General features: G+C 42.3%; 17 protein-coding genes and 1 pseudogene. 7 read left to right on the top strand and 11 right to left on the bottom strand.

Features of this window, described 5'->3' with window-relative positions:
- Nucleotides 1-49: 49 nt before the first annotated feature.
- Together F7Y48_RS19160 and pcp are read right to left on the bottom strand one after the other, a co-directional pair.
- Nucleotides 50-313, bottom strand: a complete 264-nt coding sequence (locus F7Y48_RS19160) for a hypothetical protein (protein ID WP_005391057.1) — start codon at nt 311-313, stop codon at nt 50-52.
- A 197-nt stretch (nt 314-510) separates the two neighbouring features.
- Complete coding sequence (gene pcp, locus F7Y48_RS19155; RefSeq protein ID WP_104972742.1) at nt 511-1,149, bottom strand: pyroglutamyl-peptidase I; 639 nt, start codon at nt 1,147-1,149, stop codon at nt 511-513.
- Between the two features lie 290 nt (nt 1,150-1,439).
- Here pcp and F7Y48_RS19150 point away from each other — a divergent pair, with 290 nt between their 5' ends.
- The 4 genes from F7Y48_RS19150 to trpB all read left to right on the top strand — a co-directional run bounded on the left by F7Y48_RS19150 (nt 1,440) and on the right by trpB (nt 6,374).
- Nucleotides 1,440-1,688: a hypothetical protein gene (locus F7Y48_RS19150; protein ID WP_104972743.1), complete on the top strand. Its 249-nt coding sequence runs from the start codon at nt 1,440-1,442 to the stop codon at nt 1,686-1,688.
- A gap of 307 nt (nt 1,689-1,995) precedes the next feature.
- Nucleotides 1,996-2,208, top strand: coding sequence for a cold-shock protein (locus F7Y48_RS19145; RefSeq protein WP_005375644.1), 213 nt, complete (start codon nt 1,996-1,998; stop codon nt 2,206-2,208).
- Nucleotides 2,209-2,502: 294 nt separating this feature from the next.
- Nucleotides 2,503-4,749: a ribonuclease R gene (rnr, locus tag F7Y48_RS19140; protein WP_316685271.1), complete on the top strand. Its 2,247-nt coding sequence runs from the start codon at nt 2,503-2,505 to the stop codon at nt 4,747-4,749.
- Nucleotides 4,750-5,150: 401 nt separating this feature from the next.
- Nucleotides 5,151-6,374 carry a tryptophan synthase subunit beta gene (gene trpB, locus F7Y48_RS19135; RefSeq protein ID WP_316685270.1) on the top strand — a complete coding sequence of 408 codons (1,224 nt, stop codon included), beginning with the start codon at nt 5,151-5,153 and terminating at the stop codon, nt 6,372-6,374.
- A 196-nt stretch (nt 6,375-6,570) separates the two neighbouring features.
- Here trpB and F7Y48_RS19130 read toward each other — a convergent pair whose 3' ends face one another.
- Complete coding sequence (locus F7Y48_RS19130) at nt 6,571-8,028, bottom strand: DUF3360 domain-containing protein (RefSeq protein ID WP_005391067.1); 1,458 nt, start codon at nt 8,026-8,028, stop codon at nt 6,571-6,573.
- A 486-nt stretch (nt 8,029-8,514) separates the two neighbouring features.
- On the opposite strand from F7Y48_RS19130, the gene F7Y48_RS19125 reads away from it, so the two are divergent.
- The gene (locus F7Y48_RS19125; RefSeq protein ID WP_316685269.1) at nt 8,515-8,928 is read left to right on the top strand and encodes a VF530 family DNA-binding protein; all 414 of its coding nucleotides are present in this window, start codon (nt 8,515-8,517) and stop codon (nt 8,926-8,928) included.
- 150 nt (nt 8,929-9,078) lie between these two features.
- Here the strand turns inward: F7Y48_RS19125 and F7Y48_RS19120 are convergent, their stop codons facing one another.
- On the bottom strand, nt 9,079-10,329 hold the full coding sequence (locus tag F7Y48_RS19120; protein WP_316685268.1) for a DEAD/DEAH box helicase: 1,251 nt from the start codon (nt 10,327-10,329) through the stop codon (nt 9,079-9,081).
- 330 nt (nt 10,330-10,659) lie between these two features.
- Complete coding sequence (locus F7Y48_RS19115) at nt 10,660-11,454, bottom strand: AraC family transcriptional regulator (RefSeq protein WP_203347327.1); 795 nt, start codon at nt 11,452-11,454, stop codon at nt 10,660-10,662.
- 122 nt (nt 11,455-11,576) lie between these two features.
- On the opposite strand from F7Y48_RS19115, the gene F7Y48_RS19110 reads away from it, so the two are divergent.
- Nucleotides 11,577-12,383, top strand: coding sequence for a sulfite exporter TauE/SafE family protein (locus F7Y48_RS19110; protein WP_316685267.1), 807 nt, complete (start codon nt 11,577-11,579; stop codon nt 12,381-12,383).
- Nucleotides 12,384-12,506: 123 nt separating this feature from the next.
- Here F7Y48_RS19110 and F7Y48_RS19105 read toward each other — a convergent pair whose 3' ends face one another.
- From F7Y48_RS19105 to F7Y48_RS19085, 5 genes are all read right to left on the bottom strand, one after another.
- Nucleotides 12,507-13,508, bottom strand: coding sequence for an alpha/beta hydrolase family protein (locus F7Y48_RS19105; protein WP_233059812.1), 1,002 nt, complete (start codon nt 13,506-13,508; stop codon nt 12,507-12,509).
- A gap of 271 nt (nt 13,509-13,779) precedes the next feature.
- Nucleotides 13,780-14,760: a hypothetical protein gene (locus F7Y48_RS19100; protein ID WP_047009888.1), complete on the bottom strand. Its 981-nt coding sequence runs from the start codon at nt 14,758-14,760 to the stop codon at nt 13,780-13,782.
- Nucleotides 14,761-14,762: 2 nt separating this feature from the next.
- Nucleotides 14,763-16,136 carry an AAA family ATPase gene (locus tag F7Y48_RS19095; RefSeq protein WP_047009889.1) on the bottom strand — a complete coding sequence of 458 codons (1,374 nt, stop codon included), beginning with the start codon at nt 16,134-16,136 and terminating at the stop codon, nt 14,763-14,765.
- Nucleotides 16,137-16,573: 437 nt separating this feature from the next.
- Complete coding sequence (locus tag F7Y48_RS19090; RefSeq protein WP_047009891.1) at nt 16,574-17,449, bottom strand: hypothetical protein; 876 nt, start codon at nt 17,447-17,449, stop codon at nt 16,574-16,576.
- Nucleotides 17,450-17,734: 285 nt separating this feature from the next.
- Complete coding sequence (locus F7Y48_RS19085) at nt 17,735-18,352, bottom strand: LysE family translocator (RefSeq protein WP_047009892.1); 618 nt, start codon at nt 18,350-18,352, stop codon at nt 17,735-17,737.
- A gap of 113 nt (nt 18,353-18,465) precedes the next feature.
- Here F7Y48_RS19085 and F7Y48_RS19080 point away from each other — a divergent pair, with 113 nt between their 5' ends.
- The gene (locus F7Y48_RS19080) at nt 18,466-19,443 is read left to right on the top strand and encodes a GlxA family transcriptional regulator (protein WP_047009893.1); all 978 of its coding nucleotides are present in this window, start codon (nt 18,466-18,468) and stop codon (nt 19,441-19,443) included.
- Between the two features lie 157 nt (nt 19,444-19,600).
- Here F7Y48_RS19080 and F7Y48_RS19075 read toward each other — a convergent pair.
- Nucleotides 19,601-19,968 (bottom strand): annotated as a pseudogene (locus tag F7Y48_RS19075) (IS1-like element transposase); the annotation flags it as partial.
- Nucleotides 19,969-20,228 lie beyond the last annotated feature (260 nt).

Raw genomic sequence — 20,228 nt, 5'->3', positions numbered from 1 at the left:
CGTTAGTGCATTAATGCTCCCGCAAAGTATACGGAGAATGTGACTCGCTTCAACGCTTTTTATCGCGCTCATCAAGCTCATTGCGTGATGCGTGGGTACACATTTTTTGAGAATGATCAGAGTGACTTATCAACTCTGAACGCTTCATATCAGAAAGATACATACTGGTGTAAATGACGCAGGTAAAAAACGCGATAATAGCGACTACGATGGGAAGAACTCCGAGTGTGTTTTCGAATTTAAGCGCAGCGATAGCCAATGCGAAAACAACGACAGAGATAAGTGCGATAGACTTACTTTTGTTGCTTTTCATGATAACTCGCCTTTCGTAAGGGTAGCCCCTAACACCTCCTGTATTAGGGGAGTGCCAGTTTGAACAACATCCAACCTGACTATTCAATGCTACTCCTTTCGCTACTTGTGAAATTTGACAAAGCTAACATTTATTACAACATCAAACGATGAACTTATTACTAGCTTTCAGACACTTAGTGGACTGTAAAACACTTACTAGCAAATCGACCCGCCGCTGACCAATATGTCGTTTTCATTGGCAATACAAACTTGAGCCACCAGCCTTAGCCCTTCGACTATCATCTCCAGAGACATAGAAGGCTGACTGCCATCTGCTGCTTGTTCTGGCAATAATGGGATATGAACAAACCCATGACGAATAGGTTTGTCTTTTAGATAATGTTGGATGCCATAAAAAAGGTGGTTACATACAAATGTTCCGGCACTGTTGGAAATCTGGCTAGGTATCCCCTGCTTTTGCAGCGTTTGAACAATACGCTTTATCGGCAGCGTCGAGAAGTAAGCATCTGGGCCGTCAGCCACTACGGGATCATCAATCGGCTGATGACCAGCGTTATCTGGAATACGAAAATCATCCACATTAATTGCGACACGCTCTGGGGTGATCGCGCCGCGTCCGGCCGCTTGCCCAACGGTAATCACACAATCTGGCTGGTGTGCTTCTATTGCATCAATAACGGTATTCACTGATTCATGCCGAATCACAGGAACTGGGCAAGTAACGATCATGGCATCTTCTATTGCCGCAGCCTCTAATCGCTTCACCGCTTCTAAGGCGGGGTTAATGGTGTCACCACCAAAAGGTTCAAAACCGGTAATCAGGACTTTCTTCATAACAGCCTTTAGGAAAAGAGAGTTTCACAAATTATTGCACTCCCCTTCACCCCATCCAATAGCAAAAGTATTGTTGACATAAACCAGACAACATTATGTGACTCATGTCTAACCAGCGAGGGTTTTCACCTTTATTGAATCTAGACAAGTTCCGGACTATCGAGACTAACTATCGATGATTAGTGGCAGGACGAGGCTCTCTCATTACATGACTCACGCAGAAACTTGGTTTCCACGCTTAACTTAGGTAGAGTACGCGACCGCAATGCAATTCGAAGAGATTGAATACAATGAATATTGATAACCATGTAATCGAAACGATTGAAGAGTTAGAGGCATTTCTGCATTTAGTAGAAAGCGGCGCTCTGGGTCTTGAAGGTGTCACTGGCGTTGCGCTAGCCACCTCTAATACCGATGGCCGTCCATTTGTTGCCGTATTAGGAGAAAAGCACCAATTGCTACTTGGCCGCTGGGTTTCGCAGCACGTATATGACAATGGTAAAGACATCGTTCGTAACGGCTCAACCAGAACACACTAAGCGCTCAGCACCATCTATAACACCATGCCGTCTTATACACCAAGCGTATGCTTTGAAAGCAATGCGCTTGGTGTACTTAAAAAATAAAAAAAGAAAAGGCTAGCCTTTATTAATTTTGTCGGTATACTGCACATCAGCTCTTACGGAAAGAGCTATTAATGTAATTAAAGATCAAAGTTTCTCTCAGTTCCACATCGAATTCCTCGTTTACGTTCCTGCGACAAAATAGTTATCTCTAAAATCATATAGTAGCACTTGATATTAGCTAAAAATTCAATATTTAAAACAATCAAATATAGAGGTATCTATGTCTAATAAATTAACTGGTTCAGTAAAATGGTTCAACGAAACTAAAGGTTTTGGTTTTATTTCTCAAGACAATGGCGGTGATGACGTATTCGTTCACTTCCGTTCTATTGTTTCTGAAGGCTTCAAAACTCTTACTGAAGGCCAAAAAGTATCGTTCGTTGTTGAACAAGGTAACAAAGGTTTACAAGCTGCTGAAGTAACTGCACTGTAATTCTTTGTGTGGCATCAATGTTGTTGGTGCCACCATCCCCTTCCACTTATTACCGCCCTTACTATTCTCTATCTAAGTTTATATACCCAAATCACTTACCTCTCCCACGCCGTCATTAATCACTTTCAATAAAGTCACTTTGGTATACATCTTTAGGTAATCACACTACCTACCTTGCAATTCCAGTTTGGAGTTAAATTAATCTGATTCATATCTGAATCACTTCGCCTCATGCTTTGCTCATATAAATAAAGTTTATAAAATAAAAGCGATTGGCGAATATAAGAGAAAAAAATGAAATTAAATATATCCGCACAATCAATAAATTCTAATAATTACGAGCACATTATCCCTAGCCGAGACGTTATCCTTAGCCTATTCGATAAAGTCAAAAATCACTTAAGTCACGAGCAAATTTCTCGCTCTACTGGCTTAGATGAGAAACCACAAAAAGACGCTTTAAAAAAACGTTTACGCGCTATGGAGCGCGATGGCCAGTTGATTTTCACGCATCGCCGTGGTTATAAAAAAGTCGATCAAACCGCTTTGGTTTCTGGAAAGGTCAGCATTCACGCAGACGGCTTTGGTTTTGTCACTTACGACAGTAATGAAAAAGACCTTTTCTTACCTAAACACCAACTTACTCATGTGTTTGATGGCGATATCGTACTGGTTCTGAAAGGCAATGCTCAGCATCAAGGACGCTCAAATCATCGTTTCATCAAAATAGTGGAACGAAAAACAACCCACATCGTGGGCTTGTTAAAGAGAAAAGGTTCGAACTTCTATCTAGTGCCAGAAAGCGCGAAACTGACTCCAACCATTCATGTCACACCAAATGATCTTATCGCCAAAAATGCCGGTAAACTCGTTCATTGTAAAGTCACGGCCTATCCAGATCACAGACAATCAACAACAGTTGAAGTGGCAGAAGTATTAGGGCGTCCGGGAGAAGCAGGGATTGAAGTTAAATTGGCGTTACGTCGACATGACATCAATGACCATTGGGATGATGAAGTTCTTCACGCTGCTTCCGCATTTGGCAATCACGTAGAAGAAAAAGACAAAACGTCACGAGTGGATTATCGAGATTTACCGTTCGTCACTATCGACGGGGACGACGCGAAAGACTTTGATGATGCCGTTTACGCATACCAAATGGACAATGGGCATTGGAAGTTATTCGTTGCGATTGCAGACGTATCTCACTACGTTCAGCCAAACGACCATTTAGATCTTGAGGCGCAATCTCGTGCAACGTCTGTTTACTTTCCCGGATACGTTGTACCAATGCTACCAGAAACATTATCTAACGGTTTGTGCTCGCTTAACCCGAATGAAGACCGATTGGTTATGGTATGTGAGATGACCTTTGACGACGAAGGTAACATGCTAGATTCAGAGTTTTCTGAAGGGATCATTCACTCGCATGCTCGTTTAACTTATAACGAAGCTTACCGCATTGTTTCCCAATCAACGGAAGCAAAAAAATACCAAGGTAAGAACCCAAAACAAAACATCAAACAGCATCTGGTGAATCTCCATCGCTTGTATTTGAACCTATCTGGTCAACGTCAAGTCCGTGGTGCCATTGATTTTGACACGCAAGAGCTTTCATTCACGTTAAACAATAAAAAGAAAATCGCGTCCATCGTTCCTGTAGTTCGAAATGATGCCCACCGAATGATCGAAGAATTCATGCTGTGTGCCAACGTTGCCACCGCTCAATTTTTGCAGCAACAAAAAATACCGAGCTTATACCGTGTGCACTCCGGTCCTCAGATGAAAAAACTGTCTTCATTAAGAATGATGCTTGCAGACAAAGGGCTAACGCTTGCGGGTGGTGATAAACCAACTTCTCATGACTACAACGCATTACTGGAACAAGTACAAGATTTAGATGAGTGTGATGTGATTCGTACCCTACTGCTACGTTCTCAGAGTCAAGCCGAGTATTCACCGAAGAATATGGGTCACTTCGGTTTAGCCTATGACGCATACGCACACTTTACTTCGCCAATTCGTCGTTACCCAGACTTACTCGTTCACCGCGCCATTCGCGCTAAACTTCGAGAGCAAAAAACAGGCAAGCTACGCAGTCTGCTCATGAAACTAAAACCTATTCGTCAATTGACAGGTGCTGCGAACAACTACCCTTACGATACAAAAGTAATCGAGCAACTGAGCGTGCACTGTTCGCATCAATCTCGTCAGGCAGATGAAGTGAGTCGAGAGGTTGAGTCAGCACTGAAATGTCATTACATGAAGCCATTTATCGGGCAACACTTCATGGGGACGGTGTCTGGAGTCACACACTTCGGGGTATTTGTTGAGTTAGAGGAAAACCGAATCGAAGGTCTCATTCCTTTATCAAGTTTCCAAAATGGTGAGTTCGAATTTGATGCAGTCAAACAAAAAATTTCCAGCCAGAGCACCACGTTTACTTTCGGGACTAAAGTGCACGTGTTGGTTAAAGACGTCGATTCGAAACAAAGAAAGATCATGTTCAATTTAAAAGATGCAGAACACACGGTAGGTTAGTCTGTTGTAGTCTATTTTCTAACCCATTGTTCAAAAATAAAAAATAAGCTTTAGATACCGCGATTAACTTGTGACATTTCGCTGACATCAGCTCATTCTAAAACCCTAATATCTGGCAAAGGAAACGAATCTAACTTTTGTTTCCAGACACCATCGCAGAGTGTATTTCCAGCACTCTGTTTGCCTCGAGAGGTTCTTATGACAGCCTAGGATCTCTCGGGGCTTTTTTGCGCCTCTTAAACCCCACCTTATGTTGTATCCAACCCGTTAACAACTACACAAATTGTACTTTTTAACTAGTTCACTAGATCGCGAATTCTGATTTAAGCAACTGATCACACAACCTCTTCCAAATTTTGGGTATAAAAGTATCAATACTTTCGTTAACTAGGATGTAAATAATGAAAAACTCGTTTGATCTCACCATGCCCAATGAAGAAGGATACTTTGGTGAATACGGTGGTAGCTTCGTGCCGCCGGAGCTTGAACAAATCATGCGTGACATCAACGCAGCTTATGAGGAATGCAGCAAAGATCCTGAATTTAAAGCGGAGCTTGCTCGCCTGTATAAGCACTTTGTTGGACGACCTAGCCCAATCTTCCATGCGGAAAACTTGTCTAAGAAATACGGAGCAGACATCTACCTAAAGCGCGAGGACTTAAACCATACAGGCGCACATAAAATTAACCACTGCTTAGGAGAAGCCATTCTCGCTAAAAAGATGGGTAAGAAGAAACTGATTGCTGAAACTGGCGCAGGGCAACATGGGGTCGCGCTTGCGACAGCCGCCGCACTGGTCGGCTTAAAGTGCGATATTTACATGGGTGAAGTTGATATTGCCAAAGAGCACCCGAATGTCGTCCGTATGAGAATCCTTGGTGCCAATGTCATCCCTGCCACTCACGGGCGCAAGACTCTCAAAGAAGCGGTTGATTCTGCCTTCGAAGCCTACTTAAAAGATCCTGACACACAACTTTATGCGATAGGCTCTGTCGTTGGCCCTCACCCATTCCCTAAAATGGTACGAGATTTCCAATCAATTATCGGTAACGAAGCACGAGTTCAATTCAAAGAAATGACAGGCAAGTTACCCAATAATCTCGTCGCATGCGTTGGAGGTGGTTCTAACGCGATGGGGCTATTTACTGCTTTCTTAGACGATGAACAAGTCGCTATTCACGGCGTCGAGCCCGCGGGCCGCTCTTTGCAAAAGGTTGGCGAGCATGCTGCAACACTCACACTTGGTGAGCCAGGTATTATGCACGGATTTAAGTCTTACATGCTCAAAGATGAGCAAGGCGAATCTCAAGAAGTGTACTCTGTAGCAAGTGGCTTGGATTACCCTTCGGTTGGGCCTCAGCATAGTTACTTAAAAGACATTGGCCGTGTCAATTACGGCTCAATCACCGATGACGAAGCGATTGATGCATTCTTTGAACTGTCTCGCGAAGAGGGGATTATTCCAGCGATTGAATCCGCACACGCTGTCGCTTACGCGATTAAACTCGCGAAGCAAGGAGAAACTGGCTCAATTCTGATCAACTTATCCGGTCGCGGTGACAAAGACATTGATTTTGTCGTTGAACACTACGGCGAAAAATATGGTATTGAATCAATTATTTAGTCACGACTTCGTAGGCTAAATGTCTATACAAAAAGCTACCTATTACTAGGTAGCTTTTTGTTTGAGCCTTACTTTCCCTACATGCGCTTTGAAGGCTTAACTGCACAGTCCAAACCTTTTACTTTTGAGAAATAGGCATAGCTTGAGAAAGCCATCTTACTTACCACTCCAACTAGTCCTTTAGAACATAATTCGATTAACCGATCAGAGCAGGAATACCCGGAAGCTGACCAACGACAGCAAGCGAACCTGCACAAACGATAAATGCAGTGCCAGGAATCAGGTATTTATCTTTTCGCGAGAGTTCGTTGGCACGCTCATGGTCGCCGATAAGTCCAAGGTTATCCAGTAGCATCGTGATTGCCCAACCAAAGACTGGATTAACGAATGCACAGGCAAAAATACAGATACCTGCACTGAGTGAATCTTTATGCTTGTGGATCATCTGCATACCCGCTTCTAAAAGTGGTAAGAATACACCGACAATCAAAGCAACACGCAGAACAGGCTCCCACATCGCTAGATCCATAGGGTAACCAATTACCGCCGCGGCAATACACATGAAACCCGTTAACAGTGCGCCACCTGGAATAGGACGTTTAGCAATTGCGGCTGGAATCATGTACGTCCCCCAAGAAGAAGCTAAGTTACCGCCCCCTAAGAGTGAGCCAACCCCCTGACGAACAGACGCTCCGACCATCGTGTCGTCGACATCCATGAGTACGCCTTTCGCTTCTTTTGGGTAGTTAAGTTCTTGGAACACACGATGGCCGAGATAATCAGGGGACCACATAGCGACTGCCAGTAGCGCAAATGGAGTCACGGCAATAAAGTGCTCTAAGGTTGGCCAACCTAGTTGCCAGCCTGTATCTTCACCCCACCAGTAGAATGGACTGAAATTAGGCAAGCCCGGTTCTGTGGTAAAAGCAAACTCAGCGCCCATCAAATAAGCAACAATACCCGCGAGTGCAGAGCACAGTGGGATTGCCAACCAACGCTTGTTGATCTTAGCTAGGTAGGCATAAACCATAACCGTTAGACCAATGACCACAAACGAAATGTAACCTTGGTCTGTACTTGCAGCCCACGCCTCAGTCTTATTAATTTGTCCGAGCAACCCAACAGCGCCTAGGTAGATCAATAACCCTCCTCGAACCCCAATGCCAGTCAAGGTCATGAGTTTAGAACCGCCTTTAGTCAAAGCGAGAATTAAGCCAAAAGCACATACCATCAAGCCAAGCGCCAGAGGATGCCCTCCTGCAGCAGCAATCATGGGAATCAGCGGTATCATTGGGCCGTGGGTACCGGCTAGGTTTGCATTCGGGTTTAGGATGGCAGAAAACAAAATAACGAACAGAGCACCCGCGATAAGCAATTCGTAACGCACGTTTTCTGCAACGAACTCCGGAGATAAACCGAACTGAGCAGCAAAGGCAGCAACCATAGCGGTGACCATCACCACTTTACCAATGGTTGCGGCTAATGCAGGCACCCAGTCTTCGATTTCAATACTGTAATCACGTGATGGCAAATGAATACCCCAGCGACGAAAGCTCATGATAGTTAAATCATGGTTTAGAAAGTCTTCACGACTTTCAAATTCATGCGGTTTTTTGCGCACATCCCTGTAAAAGGTCTTACTTGAGTCAGACATTGAGCTATCCTTTGTTATATTTCAACGTTGAACTATGCCAACTAGAGTTTCGCTTGGTATACAGACCAATACGAGACAACACCCACATCAAACATCGAGGCCACACCAAGAAAGTGGTATGGCTAATTTTTGATTTGACCCTATTAAGCATGTGTTTCTATCGGTAGGAATATTAGACATTAGTAAAAGAGCAACAAAAATCTCACTTATTACACAAAGATTTAACATTACATTAGAGTACGCTGATCTTTAGTGAGAGTTTTTGAACAGCAATTCAAGAAGAGGAACAGTCGTAACTCCACCTGTGCTTTTCAAGGTAGAAAAACGTGTCTGAATTCACACAGGTAATTGGTTAATTTTGCTCATGCAAGTACGCACTAACAACATCAAATCGAGTTGCAACCCAAACCATCGCTGCCTAACTATAGATATCTCTGTAATGTATAGTTTGCTAAACTCCACCCTTTGATGAGTAAGGCCCCTAAAATGATGACTGACGAAGAAAGAATCGAACTGCAACGAAACAACCCACTGTACGGGTTAAAGCTAGAAACTATGTTGCAAGAGTTGGTGGATTTTTATGGCTGGGACATTCTAGATACAGCAATGCGCTTTAATTGCTTTAACACTAAGCCTTCGATTGCAAGTAGTGTGAAGTATTTAAAGAAGACCGAATGGGCGAGAGAAAAATTAGAAAATTTTTACCTTTATCGCTTTAAGCGCATGCCACGCGCAAGTGAAGAAGAATATGATTTACCACCGAGAGCTCGTACGTTCCCTCATGGTCTTGAACCTAAAGAGCCAATGCCGCTAACCGTTGACTCTATCCTCAAGTCACAAGCTAAAGCTGCATCCGCATTTAAAAAACGCTCACCTCGTGGACGTCCGACGCGTCGATAGTACATAACCTTGAAAAGCAATAGAGCCCTACTGGTAGCTCCAGCAAGGCTCTATTGTTCTTTAAAGAAATGGCTAGAAGAGAATACTCAAGCTAGTGCGCCCCCTTCTCCAGCGCCTCCCATAAGTAAACTCACATGTAGTTTACGTTTTCTATTGATTACGCTTTTTCTTCTTTTTACCCGTACCTGCTGGCTTTGCACGCGGCTTCATCGGTAAAAAGTAGGCTTCACTTTGGTCGTCTTCCACTTCAAAGCCCTCTACCTGCTCACGTTCAAGTTGGAACTTATTTTTCTTTTCTATCACTTTGAAATGGTGATAGTCATCGTAATCGATAAGAGATAATCCTAGACCCACTTCACCAGCACGACCACTACGCCCTATTCGATGCATATAGTCAGCAGGACTACGCGGGAGATCGAAGTTAATCACCACTGGCAGCTTTTCAATATCAAGGCCACGTGCTGCGATATCGGTGGCAATAAGAACTTGAATCTCGCCAGACTTAAAACCGTCAAGGACACGAGTACGAGCGCCCTGCCCTTTATCACCATGGAAAACTTCAGCAGTAATACCGCGTTTTGACAGCTTTTGAGCTAAATGGTTACAGGCATTCTTAGCATTCACGAAAATCAAAGTCTGTCGCCACTGATGCTGTTTGATTAAGTGCGCGAGTACCGCCGTTTTCTCACCTTTATTTACACTAAACACGCGTTGCACCAAAGTGCTGGCTTCTGCGCTCTGCAACTGAACTTCAACAGGGTCGCGGAGCAATTGCTGAGCCAGCGTCGTGACTTTATCAGGGAAAGTAGCAGAAAATAACAGCGTCTGTTTCTTCTCTGGCAGTAACGCAAGAATCTTATTAAGTTCTTCGGTAAATCCGAGGCTCAACATACGGTCAGCTTCATCGAGCACGAGCGTTTTTACTTGGTCCAACTTAATCGCGTTACTGGATACCAGATCAAGTAATCGACCCGGCGTAGCTACGATAATGTCACAGCCACCACGAAGCGCCAGCATTTGTGAGTTCACCGATACACCACCAAATACGGCAACCGTTTTGATCTTATCTCTAAGATGGTATGAGCAAGATTTGACGTTGTATGCCACCTGTGATGCCAGCTCACGAGTTGGAACTAAAATCAGGTGAGAAACGAAGTTACCACGGCGATGATTTGTTTCGTTTTGCTGAACAATTTTTTGCAGAATTGGCAGCGAAAAAGCAGCGGTTTTACCAGAGCCCGTATTGGCACCGCCAACAATGTCTTTCCCTTCAAGGATATAAGGAATGGTATGAGATTGAATGGGCGTCGGTTGGCTGTATTCTAACGCTTCTAGTCGCTCGACTAAGGTTGGAATCAGGCCAAGATCGGCAAATGTCGCTTGCTGTGTTTTATCTGTCATTACGATGAGTGGCTCAGTGCTAGTAAAGGCCGTGTATCTTATGCTATTTCGCGTCTGGATGTTAGCGATAATGAGCCAAACAGAAGACTGGTGAGAGAAGCACTGTAGGGAGCAGGAATCTCCTTTCACTAACTGAGTTAATGGTTTCTATAACCAAGGCTCTACGACTCAAGATGGTAGCGTTCGAGACGAACCAATTATCCACTTCGAAATTGATTTCAGCTCATTTGGGCAGAAAGAAGCTAGAAGCACTTGCTTATGTTGGGTGAGTAAATGAATGTAAAACCTCAGTACATAAAAACGAACCTAATTTAGGTAAGCTCTTGGCAACTATATGCCACGACTCGAAAAGTAACGCGTGGGTGAATCGCCATAGACCCGACGAAACATCGCGATAAAGTTACTGGGTGTCGAATAACCCAAAGCATGTGCAACCGCTCCTACAGATTCTCCGCGAGCCATCATTTCTAACGAATGTATTAGCAGTGCTTGTTGCCGCCATTCACTAAAACTCATGTTTAACTCACTTCGAATCAATCGTCTTAATGTCCGAGATGAGACTGCCCCGATCTTTGCCCAATGCTCCACAGAATGTTTGCTGTTTGGGTCTATTAAAATTGCTTGAGTAACTTTTTGCAGTCTCGGATCTCTGGGCAGGGGGATATGGAGTGACTCATGAGGGCTATTGACGATTTCATCGGATATTACGGCAAGAATACGTAAAGACTGTATGGATAGCTCGTCTGTTTTGCTCCATATCGATGCCCTAACCGATAGGGCTTTCAAGACATCGCTCATTTGGATCACACAAGGTCTCATTGGAAACCGCTCACAACTCTCTGGAGTAAACAGTAATGAACGACCTTTCAGAGAACCACAAAAATAAACACTGTGCATCGCACCCGGGGGGATCCAACCAGCTCGGTGAGGTGGTAGTATCCACGCTCCTTCATCGGTTTTTACCTGTATTAGCCCTTCATCTATACACAGTAACTGGCCTCGATGATGGCTGTGCCAATTATGTGGCCGTTGATCCAAATGGTTGAAGTCGCTCCTTTCATGCTGCCACTCCTTAGCGATCAGTGCGGCGCCATTTTTCCATTCGCTGTAGTCAGAGTTTGTCACTTTATTTACTCAATTCCATTTTGGCCATTATTCATTATTTTCTGTCCTCTTAACGTTACCATAGCAAGTTAGCGTTCGAGTAACATTTTAGCAACGACCATTTTATCGAAGGCAGAACCATCATGAACGAACCTATCTTTATTATCTATTACATTACAGCAGGCTTGGGCATTGGCTTTCTCGCTGGACTCGTTGGTGTGGGTGGTGGTGGAATGGCCGTCCCTATTTTTGCGTTTCTGTTTTCACTACAGGGAATAGCTGATACAGAAGTGGTCCATCTTGCGTTAGGGACATCAATGGCTTCAATGATTATTACAACATTGGGCAGCATGCGCGCTCACTACAAAAAAGAGAATGTAGACTCGACAATGGTAGTAAAAATGTTGAGCGGAGTTCTAGTCGGAACATTTTGCGCCACATTCGTAGCATCGTATTTACAGGGGGTCTATCTGGCAGGTTTTTTCAGCGTATTCATGCTGTATGTAGCTTATAAGATGTTTCGCAACACTGAGAATGAGTACAACCCGAACCCACATGGGGCTATCGGTAATATAACTGTAGGCTCGGTGATTGGCTCTGTATCAGCACTTGTCTCTATAAGCGGTGCGGGCTTGATCATCCCCTATCTCGTCCAGCAAAATTTTGAGGTAAAACGAGCTATTGGCACCTCTGCTGCGATAGGTTTCCCTATAGCGCTATCAGGAAGCCTCGGTTACATGTTAAACGGATGGGGAAACACAGATTGGAACAACTTAGTATTAGGATACATATACCTTCCTGCAATGATCAGCTTCTCCATTAGCAGCTACTTAACTACTAGCCTTGGCGTGCGTTGCGCAGAGTATTTCCCAAATAAAGTTCTTAAGAAAATCGTTGGTATTTTGTGTGTTCTTCTAAGTTTTAAAATGCTGGGACAAGTACTTAATTAAGGCAAATAATACGGTCACTAGTAAATCTTGCAGTATGGTGGAGGGATAAGCCAGCAAAAACTTACTTCTCGCTTTGTTGGTCCAAGCACACAATGTGTAAGAAAGCTCCTCATTGTTGCACTCTTATGACTTTGTTAACCTAGCCAGAATTACATCCAAAATTTGCTGATGATTGTCCTTTCTGGAAACCTCGTCACGCTCCTGGCAAAGTGCTTCCTCCCCTTCTGATGCGAGAATTTTAATGCCACGCTCAGTACATTCTGCGAACGCACTAAACTGACTCGCACTGGGGATCTCTTGAAATGTCACATTGGGAAGAGCAACAAGTGATTCGGCTGGTGTCAGTGCGGGATGTAGCCGATCAGAAAGCGTCACCACGGTGATAGCATTGTTCATCAAGGCCAGAGTTTCAGGGACAAAAGTTTTCGTTAGCTCAGGGTTGATAACGACGACCGATTTCAGTTTGCTTTCAGACTGAAATCGGGGGAATTTTTGATCCGGGATGTTGGTAATATCAACGTTATTTTCACGTAACCAATGACAGTCTACATTGGTGACGTTGTGACACGATGTTCGATATTTTTCCGGGCTTATTTGCGCTCCGGAGAGCATCAGCATAGATGTGCCACCCAGAAAAAAGCCAACACCCTGCACTTCATCAGTATCTACACCTCCGGACAGTATCCCGACCGAACTTAATTCGTTCAGCCCAAGCACCAAATCACTAGTCCTGAAAGTGATTTCATCAACAGCCATTTCTGCATTGATTTCGTTCGGTGCAGGAGGCTTTGGTACAACAACGATATAACCTTGTTTCGCTAGGCCTGAAGCTATCCAACCACTATGAGAAAATGCTGACCGTGTTCCGCCCTGCGACAAAAGCACAACGGGAAATTTTCCACTTGCTAAAGGGGCATCTAACTGCGTTTCGACTGATTTAAAAATGTTACCCCTACCAAACGTGAAGTTGGTTTTTCCGTTCGTTGTGGGATACCAGTAGTAGACTTCTACAGGCTTGTCTCTGTCTTCACTGAATACCGTTTTGACTGTTAGCGCAGAATGGTATTTCGGCTCATTCGTACTGGCGCTGACACTGACACACAATGAAGCGAGTAGAAACGACATTATTATTTTGGTTTTCATTTTTACCCCAGCCGATCAATACATTACTCTGCACGGCATCTGGAAAAATAACGCGCAGGAGATTCTCCATATATTTTGCGAAACATAGCAATAAAGTTACTTGGAGTCGAGTAACCCAAAGCAAGTGTCTGCTTTGAACTACGCCAGCAAGCTTTTGGACAAAAACGAGTTAGTTACAAAACTCTAACTCGTCCGCCTAGGATTAGGGAAAGTATGTCAAAACCCAAGTACAAGCTCAAAGGATTAAAGTATCTCATCGAATTTGAGAACACACTGTATGCTTCCACTTTCTACGTTTTCCCATAGTCGAAAGTGCTACGGAAAACATGGGGTCTTTAGCAGATCTATAAAACGAAAATTTACACGCATTCAATGGGAAAGACCTGAATATTGCCGTACCGGTTCCAAGTAGAACCGTAAAACTATCGAACTGAATAAAGCGATCATGCGCTTCTTTTTGAAACAACGAATCATCACAAGAACTTACTTCAAAATAAGATATGGCCGCTCTGAAGTTAGGTTTATTGGAGAGTGTCCTGTCAACATAATTAGCTATAGCATTATGTCTATCACTGTGTTTCTCATCTCCATCCGAAAAGATAGTAACCGAATATTTTCTACCAGTTTGGCTTAAAAAGTCGATAAACCTTTCGATAGACGTTACTCTCGCATTCATATCTTCTTCAAAGTTTTTTGAAAAATACCTGTCAATGATCGTGATCGTCTTAGTTTTGCTAGCAATACTAGCAAATCGCTTTTTCCAAACATCGTTAATGTTTTCACCCGCAAGTATACTGTGATTTTCTAAGTTCTTTGACTTTTGAAAACAATGTGAATCACTAAAGTTGTTTACGTTAACTATCTCAACCGTATTTCTAACATGCCTACCATTAGGAAGATTAAGATGTGCCATCTCATCTTGATTAATCAACAATGTCGGGACGCAATGAGTGTCAATGTAGTCAAAGCACTCATTTAACTGAGTGAATTCCGAAACAGACTTGTAGTCGCCCGTCATATCAGTCATCAAATAGTGTGCAAGAGCATTGCTCCACTTTTTACGATTTTTTGCATCTTGTAGGCCGAGCCATTCTCTATAGTCAGCTAATTTAGATTTTGGAGCTATCAAACAGCCATAGTTCAGCCAAGCATCAAGAATCGCATCGTTAACAACTGAAACTTTGAGCGAATCGCAACCTAAGAACTCATGACTAAAGTGAAAATCGTTGATCATTATTAGTCTCCAAATTGCTCAGTTAAACGCTCCTCAAAGAAGCCATCAGGCCAATGTTTAAGGAAGTCGCCTTCATCATCCAAAGGTAAATCAGTAACTTGAGCTCCCAACTCAGAGCAATCTACGTATGAGACTTTAACTTGCTTATGCGAAATATCGCTGCTCTTGTTTCTAATTCTTCGCTGAAGACGAAGTAACAGAGCTTCACTATGGGTTTCAATAACCCACTGGTTATTGTTCTTAATCGATTCGATAAACAAATCAGCAAGGTGAGCTTGAAGCCTTGGGTGTAAATGAATCTCTGGCTGCTCAACACAAATGGTTGTATTTCTGTTTACCAAAGATTCAATGATGATTGGGAGTACTTGACCGATACCGAAGCCTACATCAGCAGGTGTTACCACTGTGTCTGTTCGAGTATCTTTAAGTTGAATTGATAAAATCTTACCTGTTACTAAGTTACCAACATCTTCCACACTCAGTTTGTATGGAATTTCGAACTTACCAAACCAATAGTTGATTTTTTCTACAACTTGGTCTTGCTCTTCACTTAGCTTCAGTGCAATGTTATCACTACCATCATTAACGTTGCTATAGAATCTCTTTGGCGCACTTCGCAATGGACCAAGATACTTTAACTCTTCAAATTTGAACTTCACTTCTGAAAAGATCTGACTAAAGATAGAGTTAATGTGTTCACCGCCATCTGCAAACATTGAGTAAACAGGAAGATTTAGATCGACAGATAAGTTTAACTCTTCCTCCAACGCTTTAATTAGCTGATTTTCGTTTACTTTACTATTTGTTTTCTTGACTCTATTAAAGATAAATTTTCGAAGACTTTCTTGTCCATAATTACCAACATGAAACGCTGATTCACGATCCACTCCAAACTTTCTACCCTTGAGATTTTTAATATCAAATTCAACAAGCTTATTCATACTGTTGTTTTGATAGCATGAGAAATACATATCTTTCAGATAGTTAACACTCTCCAAACCGACTTCATAGCTAGAGTACTGGAGCCTCAACGTTCTCAAGTCTTGTTTACCAAATACAGGGTTATTAGAGGTTTTAGCTCGGTGTTCTTCGATATCTAACGAGCTCATATATTCAATTTCAAAGGAAATGTCTTTTTCAGCATCATGCTTATGCACAACTGTCTTAAAAGAACCGAGATCTACTAAATTACCCGAAAATGTCGGAGCCGCGTGTTGATTTCGACTCTCCATAGACTGTTTTATAAGAAGAAGTGATTGGATAATTGAACTTTTACCCGACGAGTTAGGGCCATAAAGTAAAGTCAATGGCGCTAATTCAATCTCTTGAGGCTCTCCGAACGATTTGAAATTTTCTAGTTTAATTTTCTTTAGCATAGACAACTCACAATTTCTAAAACTCTTTATTAAATAAGCCCCATTAGGGGCCGTTTTTATAGATACCGTTAATTAAATTCGTCATTAGCGTAGACATCGGTATGTAAAAAATTAACGCCGCGATAAAGAACACGATCTGAAAAATATATAAATAAAAGTGCACATTAGAAATCGTCTGAAATCCGATATACATAGCTATGGACAGAATTGCAACAGCGAATATATAGACCTGATAAGTACTGAATCGCCCTTGCTTTTTCATCTTATCTGTTACGTCGAGACTTTTGGCCAACAACTGTCCATACATGATCGAAGTCGCAAGTGAAAAATCAGATAGATTCAGAAATGATATGAAGTCATTGCTCAATACTTTGATGATCAATAGCACTAGAAGAGGCAAAACAATGAAAACAGCCTCTTTTTTCGCCACATCATAGCTAATCTTGTCCATTGTCCAATTCCATTGTTAATTGCTTCACTTCCCTCTGAGGAATGACGCGGATCACTTCATAAATTGACGTTTCTATACTGGCCTTTTTTTTCTTTTCAACTCGTCGTCTCAGTACTCTGGCTTCAAGGGCATCACCAGGCCATACCTCTTTCTCTCGATTGACCCATTGATGGAACCATTCTTCATGAGTCAGTTTTGCACTCACTTTTTGACCATCTGGTTTTTCGCAATCCCATTGCAAACCATTCACGTATGAAGGTCGACGAACAATTAATATTTCGGTTGAATGGAACTCTCGAACCCGCTCTTCTGACAAGATCAGAGAGTCGTAAGTGCTAGGACAAGAAAACTCTTTGTTGATGGCTGTAAACTCTTTATCGCGACCAAATTCAGCGTAATCATTAGACGAAAGGTGCCCTTTCGCTCGGTCGATTTTGTTAAGCCCGTTGACTAGCTTTTCTAGGTTGACGGATGGGTGGCTTGTAAATTGAACATAGTTGTCTTCATTTGCAACGACGTGTTCCATCACTTTACTGGCAAAGTCTTCTGCGCCCCGAAGATTAGCGATGTTATTATCTTTAGCAATCTCACTCTGAACGCCCAGATAAATGCCATCAAATATGTTTGTAAAGCTAACGTTTCGGACTTTATCAACGATTTTGTGGCAGATATCAGCAATACATGAACCTTCACGAGTCGCTGCAAGCGAAGAGCTAAACTCAACCTCTGAACCAAAACCTTCGATAAAAGCTTCTTGAACTTCGTTGAAGCCTTTCACATAGAGAGCCATTGCTTCAAACACTCGCTCTGGAGCTTGAGATTCTTTGTCAAATTCAATGCGAACAGAGTAACTGAGAGACATTCCTACTACCTAACCATATTGTTTTTGTTCGCCCAATTGTATATAAAATAGAACGTATATGAAAATGATATATACATCAAAATATCAATCAGTTACAAGCAATTAGTTTTCTTACTTTCATGCTTTAAACCAGTTGTGCTTGAGATTAATTTCGCTAAGTCTAATTTAGGCAGCAGAAGGTAATGAGGAGCAATTACTCTAACAGAAAATGGGGCAAAGGTGTTGCGATTAAAGTAAGCGCAATACTCCAATATTAATGCCCCAGAGTTCAGCTTAGCTATTCAGTTAAGCTAGGCTTTTTACAACAGCTACTGCTGCTAACAGCAAAAAAACTGTACCACAACATTGATTGAAAACTCGCCCATTGGCTAAAAGCACTGTTTTAACCTTATCAGCCAATCTGGCCACGATATACTCTACGGCGAATTCAATACAAAGAAAGCTGAATGTTATCACCAAAAATTGGGGGATGAACGCCTCGTCGGGGTTGATAAACTGAGCTAAAAAAGCAGTGAAAAATAGTAAGACTTTCGGGTTAGACAAAGCAGCGAAATAACCTTGTTTAAATAGCTCTTTCGGCAGAACAGACACTACAGTTGTTGTTTGCTCAATGCTGATTGAAGATGCGAAAAACAATTTGAAACCTAACCATGCAAGATATAAAGCTCCCAGCCATTGAAGACCAATCATCAATTCAGGTTTTGCTTCTAGTAATGTACCTAAACCTAGCATAGCTACCGTAATCAAGATGAGAAAGCCACTCACGCCACCACATATTGTCCAAATTGTCTTCTTATAGCCATATCGTGCACCGTGGCTGAGTGCTAAAAGCGAGTTAGGACCTGGGACACAAGCAAGACCCAGCGCAGACAAAGCAAAGACACACCAAATTTCAAACGTCATAACCAACCAGCAAATTGAGAACTTAAGGGAGATTAGTATCTCTCAGTTCTCAATTTATCTATGGTATATTCTGGACGTAAAACATGAATATTTAGACTTAAGGTTCAATACAAATGAATGAAAATAATGGTGTCCGATTTTTATTGATACCTCTAAATAACTTTAACATGCTTCCGTTTGGTGGCTTCTTAGATAAACTCCGATTCTCCGCAGATGAAGCGGATCACAGTCAACAACGATATTGCTCATGGAAAGTTGTGTCTCACAGCAAAGGGTTAATCATTTCTAGTAGCGGAATCCCTATCAGAGTTGACCTCGATTTTAGTGACGTTAAGCCTGCGAATTTTGACTATGTGGTTTTCTTTGGTAGCCGCACTGCAACTGAATCTCAGCAGCAAGCCGCTTATTATCGCTCTTTTGTTCGAAATATTGTCGCCAATGGAATACCAATTGTCAGCATTGATAACGCTTGCTTTACTCTAGCTGAGTTAGGGCTACTTAACCGTCATCAAATTGTGGTTCATTGGCGGCACCATAGCGAGTTCAAAGCAACCTACCCTAAAGTAATTGTAAGAGATGAGCAGCTTTATCACTTTGATAAGGAGCTAATCAGTTGCACTGGCGGAAGTGCCACTATCGACCTTGCGGTGGCAATTTTGCAAAAGCATGTCGGTCAAACAAAGGCAGAAAAAGGGTTAGCGGATATGCTGGTTGATGAAAATCGTAGCATGCAACACCGTCTAAAGTCGTCAGAGCAAGGAGTACACAGGAATCGTCATATGGATAGAGCGATTTCTTTGATGCAAGAAAACTTGGAACAGACAATGACCGTAGAACAGGTTGCTACGCTCATCGGGATTAGTCGACGACAGTTAGACCGCTTATTTCAGCAAAAGCTCAGCATTTCAGCGAGTCATTATTGGCAAGAATTACGTTTACAACATGTGTACTGGCGATTGAAACATTCTAGTCATGACCTTGCCCAACTTGCAGATGAAGTGGGTGTTCGGGATATCAGCTATCTATGCAAGATTTTCAAGAAAAGATTTGGCTTAACACCAGGTCGATGCAGACGCGACTCGATAGCGTGATGGCTATGTGTGTCTAGCGAGCGACCTTTCAACATTCAATGGTCTTCAATTTCTGGCTCATTATAGAAATTTGGGGTATGCAAAGTTTTCTGAAAGTGTCATGAGCATTAGCTCTAAATGATTTTGGGGCAAAGGTGTGTTGCAGTTCTTAAATGGGGAAGTGTTTTTCCTCATATTCCTTAACCAATGCAGCTAGCCTTTCAAGTTTACAAATTAGTCTTATATTTGCTCTATCTAAAGGGATTGAGGTTACTTACCTTGGCGAGATTTTTTTAAAGTGCTCAATACCGTGTTGTATGCGACATTCAACACTTGTGCTGTTTCCCTAACTCCAGAGCTATTCATTGACATATCGACAATTTTTTCTTTTACATCTGGCTTGCGGGCTTCGTAAACTTAATCGAGTTGAAAGCCCTTTCGACACTCGATACACCTGAAACGAGTAAAGCCAGAATGCCCTTTTCCATGTTCACGGACGGGCTCTGTTTTATTACAGAAACGACATTGAACTTGGATAGTAACCATGAGTTAAAAAACATCAGAAATCAGGTGGCTATATTAACATCTATCAACCGATTTGAGTCATGACCAATGAAAGGATAGTTAGGTTTTTATTGCGTAAATTATCGGTAAGAATAGTGCATATAACAGGCAATAAGCCAGGTGTGTAGAATTATTCTATTTTAGGGATTTTGCTCTAAATCTAAATGAATCTTTGCATTTCAATTTCAATAAAGCTTAGTTATTGATCATGTTTCTGAGTATGCGAATTATTATCAATTATG

It is taken from the genome of Vibrio sp. 2-1-2a (genome assembly GCF_032648565.1).
Taxonomy (GTDB): Bacteria; Pseudomonadota; Gammaproteobacteria; order Enterobacterales; family Vibrionaceae; genus Vibrio; species Vibrio diabolicus.
The sequence above is the reverse complement of the archived record's forward strand: the minus strand, read 5'-3'. Positions and strand labels throughout refer to the sequence as shown.

Excerpts from the sequence above, each read along its gene's own strand:
- F7Y48_RS19160 (WP_005391057.1), bottom strand. The coding sequence starts at position 313 with ATGAAAAGCAACAAAAGTAAGTCTATCGCACTTATCTCTGTCGTTGTT.
- pcp (WP_104972742.1), bottom strand. The coding sequence starts at position 1,149 with ATGAAGAAAGTCCTGATTACCGGTTTTGAACCTTTTGGTGGTGACACC.
- F7Y48_RS19150 (WP_104972743.1), top strand. The coding sequence starts at position 1,440 with ATGAATATTGATAACCATGTAATCGAAACGATTGAAGAGTTAGAGGCA.
- F7Y48_RS19145 (WP_005375644.1), top strand. The coding sequence starts at position 1,996 with ATGTCTAATAAATTAACTGGTTCAGTAAAATGGTTCAACGAAACTAAA.
- rnr (WP_316685271.1), top strand. The coding sequence starts at position 2,503 with ATGAAATTAAATATATCCGCACAATCAATAAATTCTAATAATTACGAG.
- trpB (WP_316685270.1), top strand. The coding sequence starts at position 5,151 with ATGAAAAACTCGTTTGATCTCACCATGCCCAATGAAGAAGGATACTTT.
- F7Y48_RS19130 (WP_005391067.1), bottom strand. The coding sequence starts at position 8,028 with ATGTCTGACTCAAGTAAGACCTTTTACAGGGATGTGCGCAAAAAACCG.
- F7Y48_RS19125 (WP_316685269.1), top strand. The coding sequence starts at position 8,515 with ATGATGACTGACGAAGAAAGAATCGAACTGCAACGAAACAACCCACTG.
- F7Y48_RS19120 (WP_316685268.1), bottom strand. The coding sequence starts at position 10,329 with ATGACAGATAAAACACAGCAAGCGACATTTGCCGATCTTGGCCTGATT.
- F7Y48_RS19110 (WP_316685267.1), top strand. The coding sequence starts at position 11,577 with ATGAACGAACCTATCTTTATTATCTATTACATTACAGCAGGCTTGGGC.
- F7Y48_RS19105 (WP_233059812.1), bottom strand. The coding sequence starts at position 13,508 with ATGTCGTTTCTACTCGCTTCATTGTGTGTCAGTGTCAGCGCCAGTACG.
- F7Y48_RS19100 (WP_047009888.1), bottom strand. The coding sequence starts at position 14,760 with ATGATCAACGATTTTCACTTTAGTCATGAGTTCTTAGGTTGCGATTCG.
- F7Y48_RS19095 (WP_047009889.1), bottom strand. The coding sequence starts at position 16,136 with ATGCTAAAGAAAATTAAACTAGAAAATTTCAAATCGTTCGGAGAGCCT.
- F7Y48_RS19090 (WP_047009891.1), bottom strand. The coding sequence starts at position 17,449 with ATGTCTCTCAGTTACTCTGTTCGCATTGAATTTGACAAAGAATCTCAA.
- F7Y48_RS19085 (WP_047009892.1), bottom strand. The coding sequence starts at position 18,352 with ATGACGTTTGAAATTTGGTGTGTCTTTGCTTTGTCTGCGCTGGGTCTT.
- F7Y48_RS19080 (WP_047009893.1), top strand. The coding sequence starts at position 18,466 with ATGAATGAAAATAATGGTGTCCGATTTTTATTGATACCTCTAAATAAC.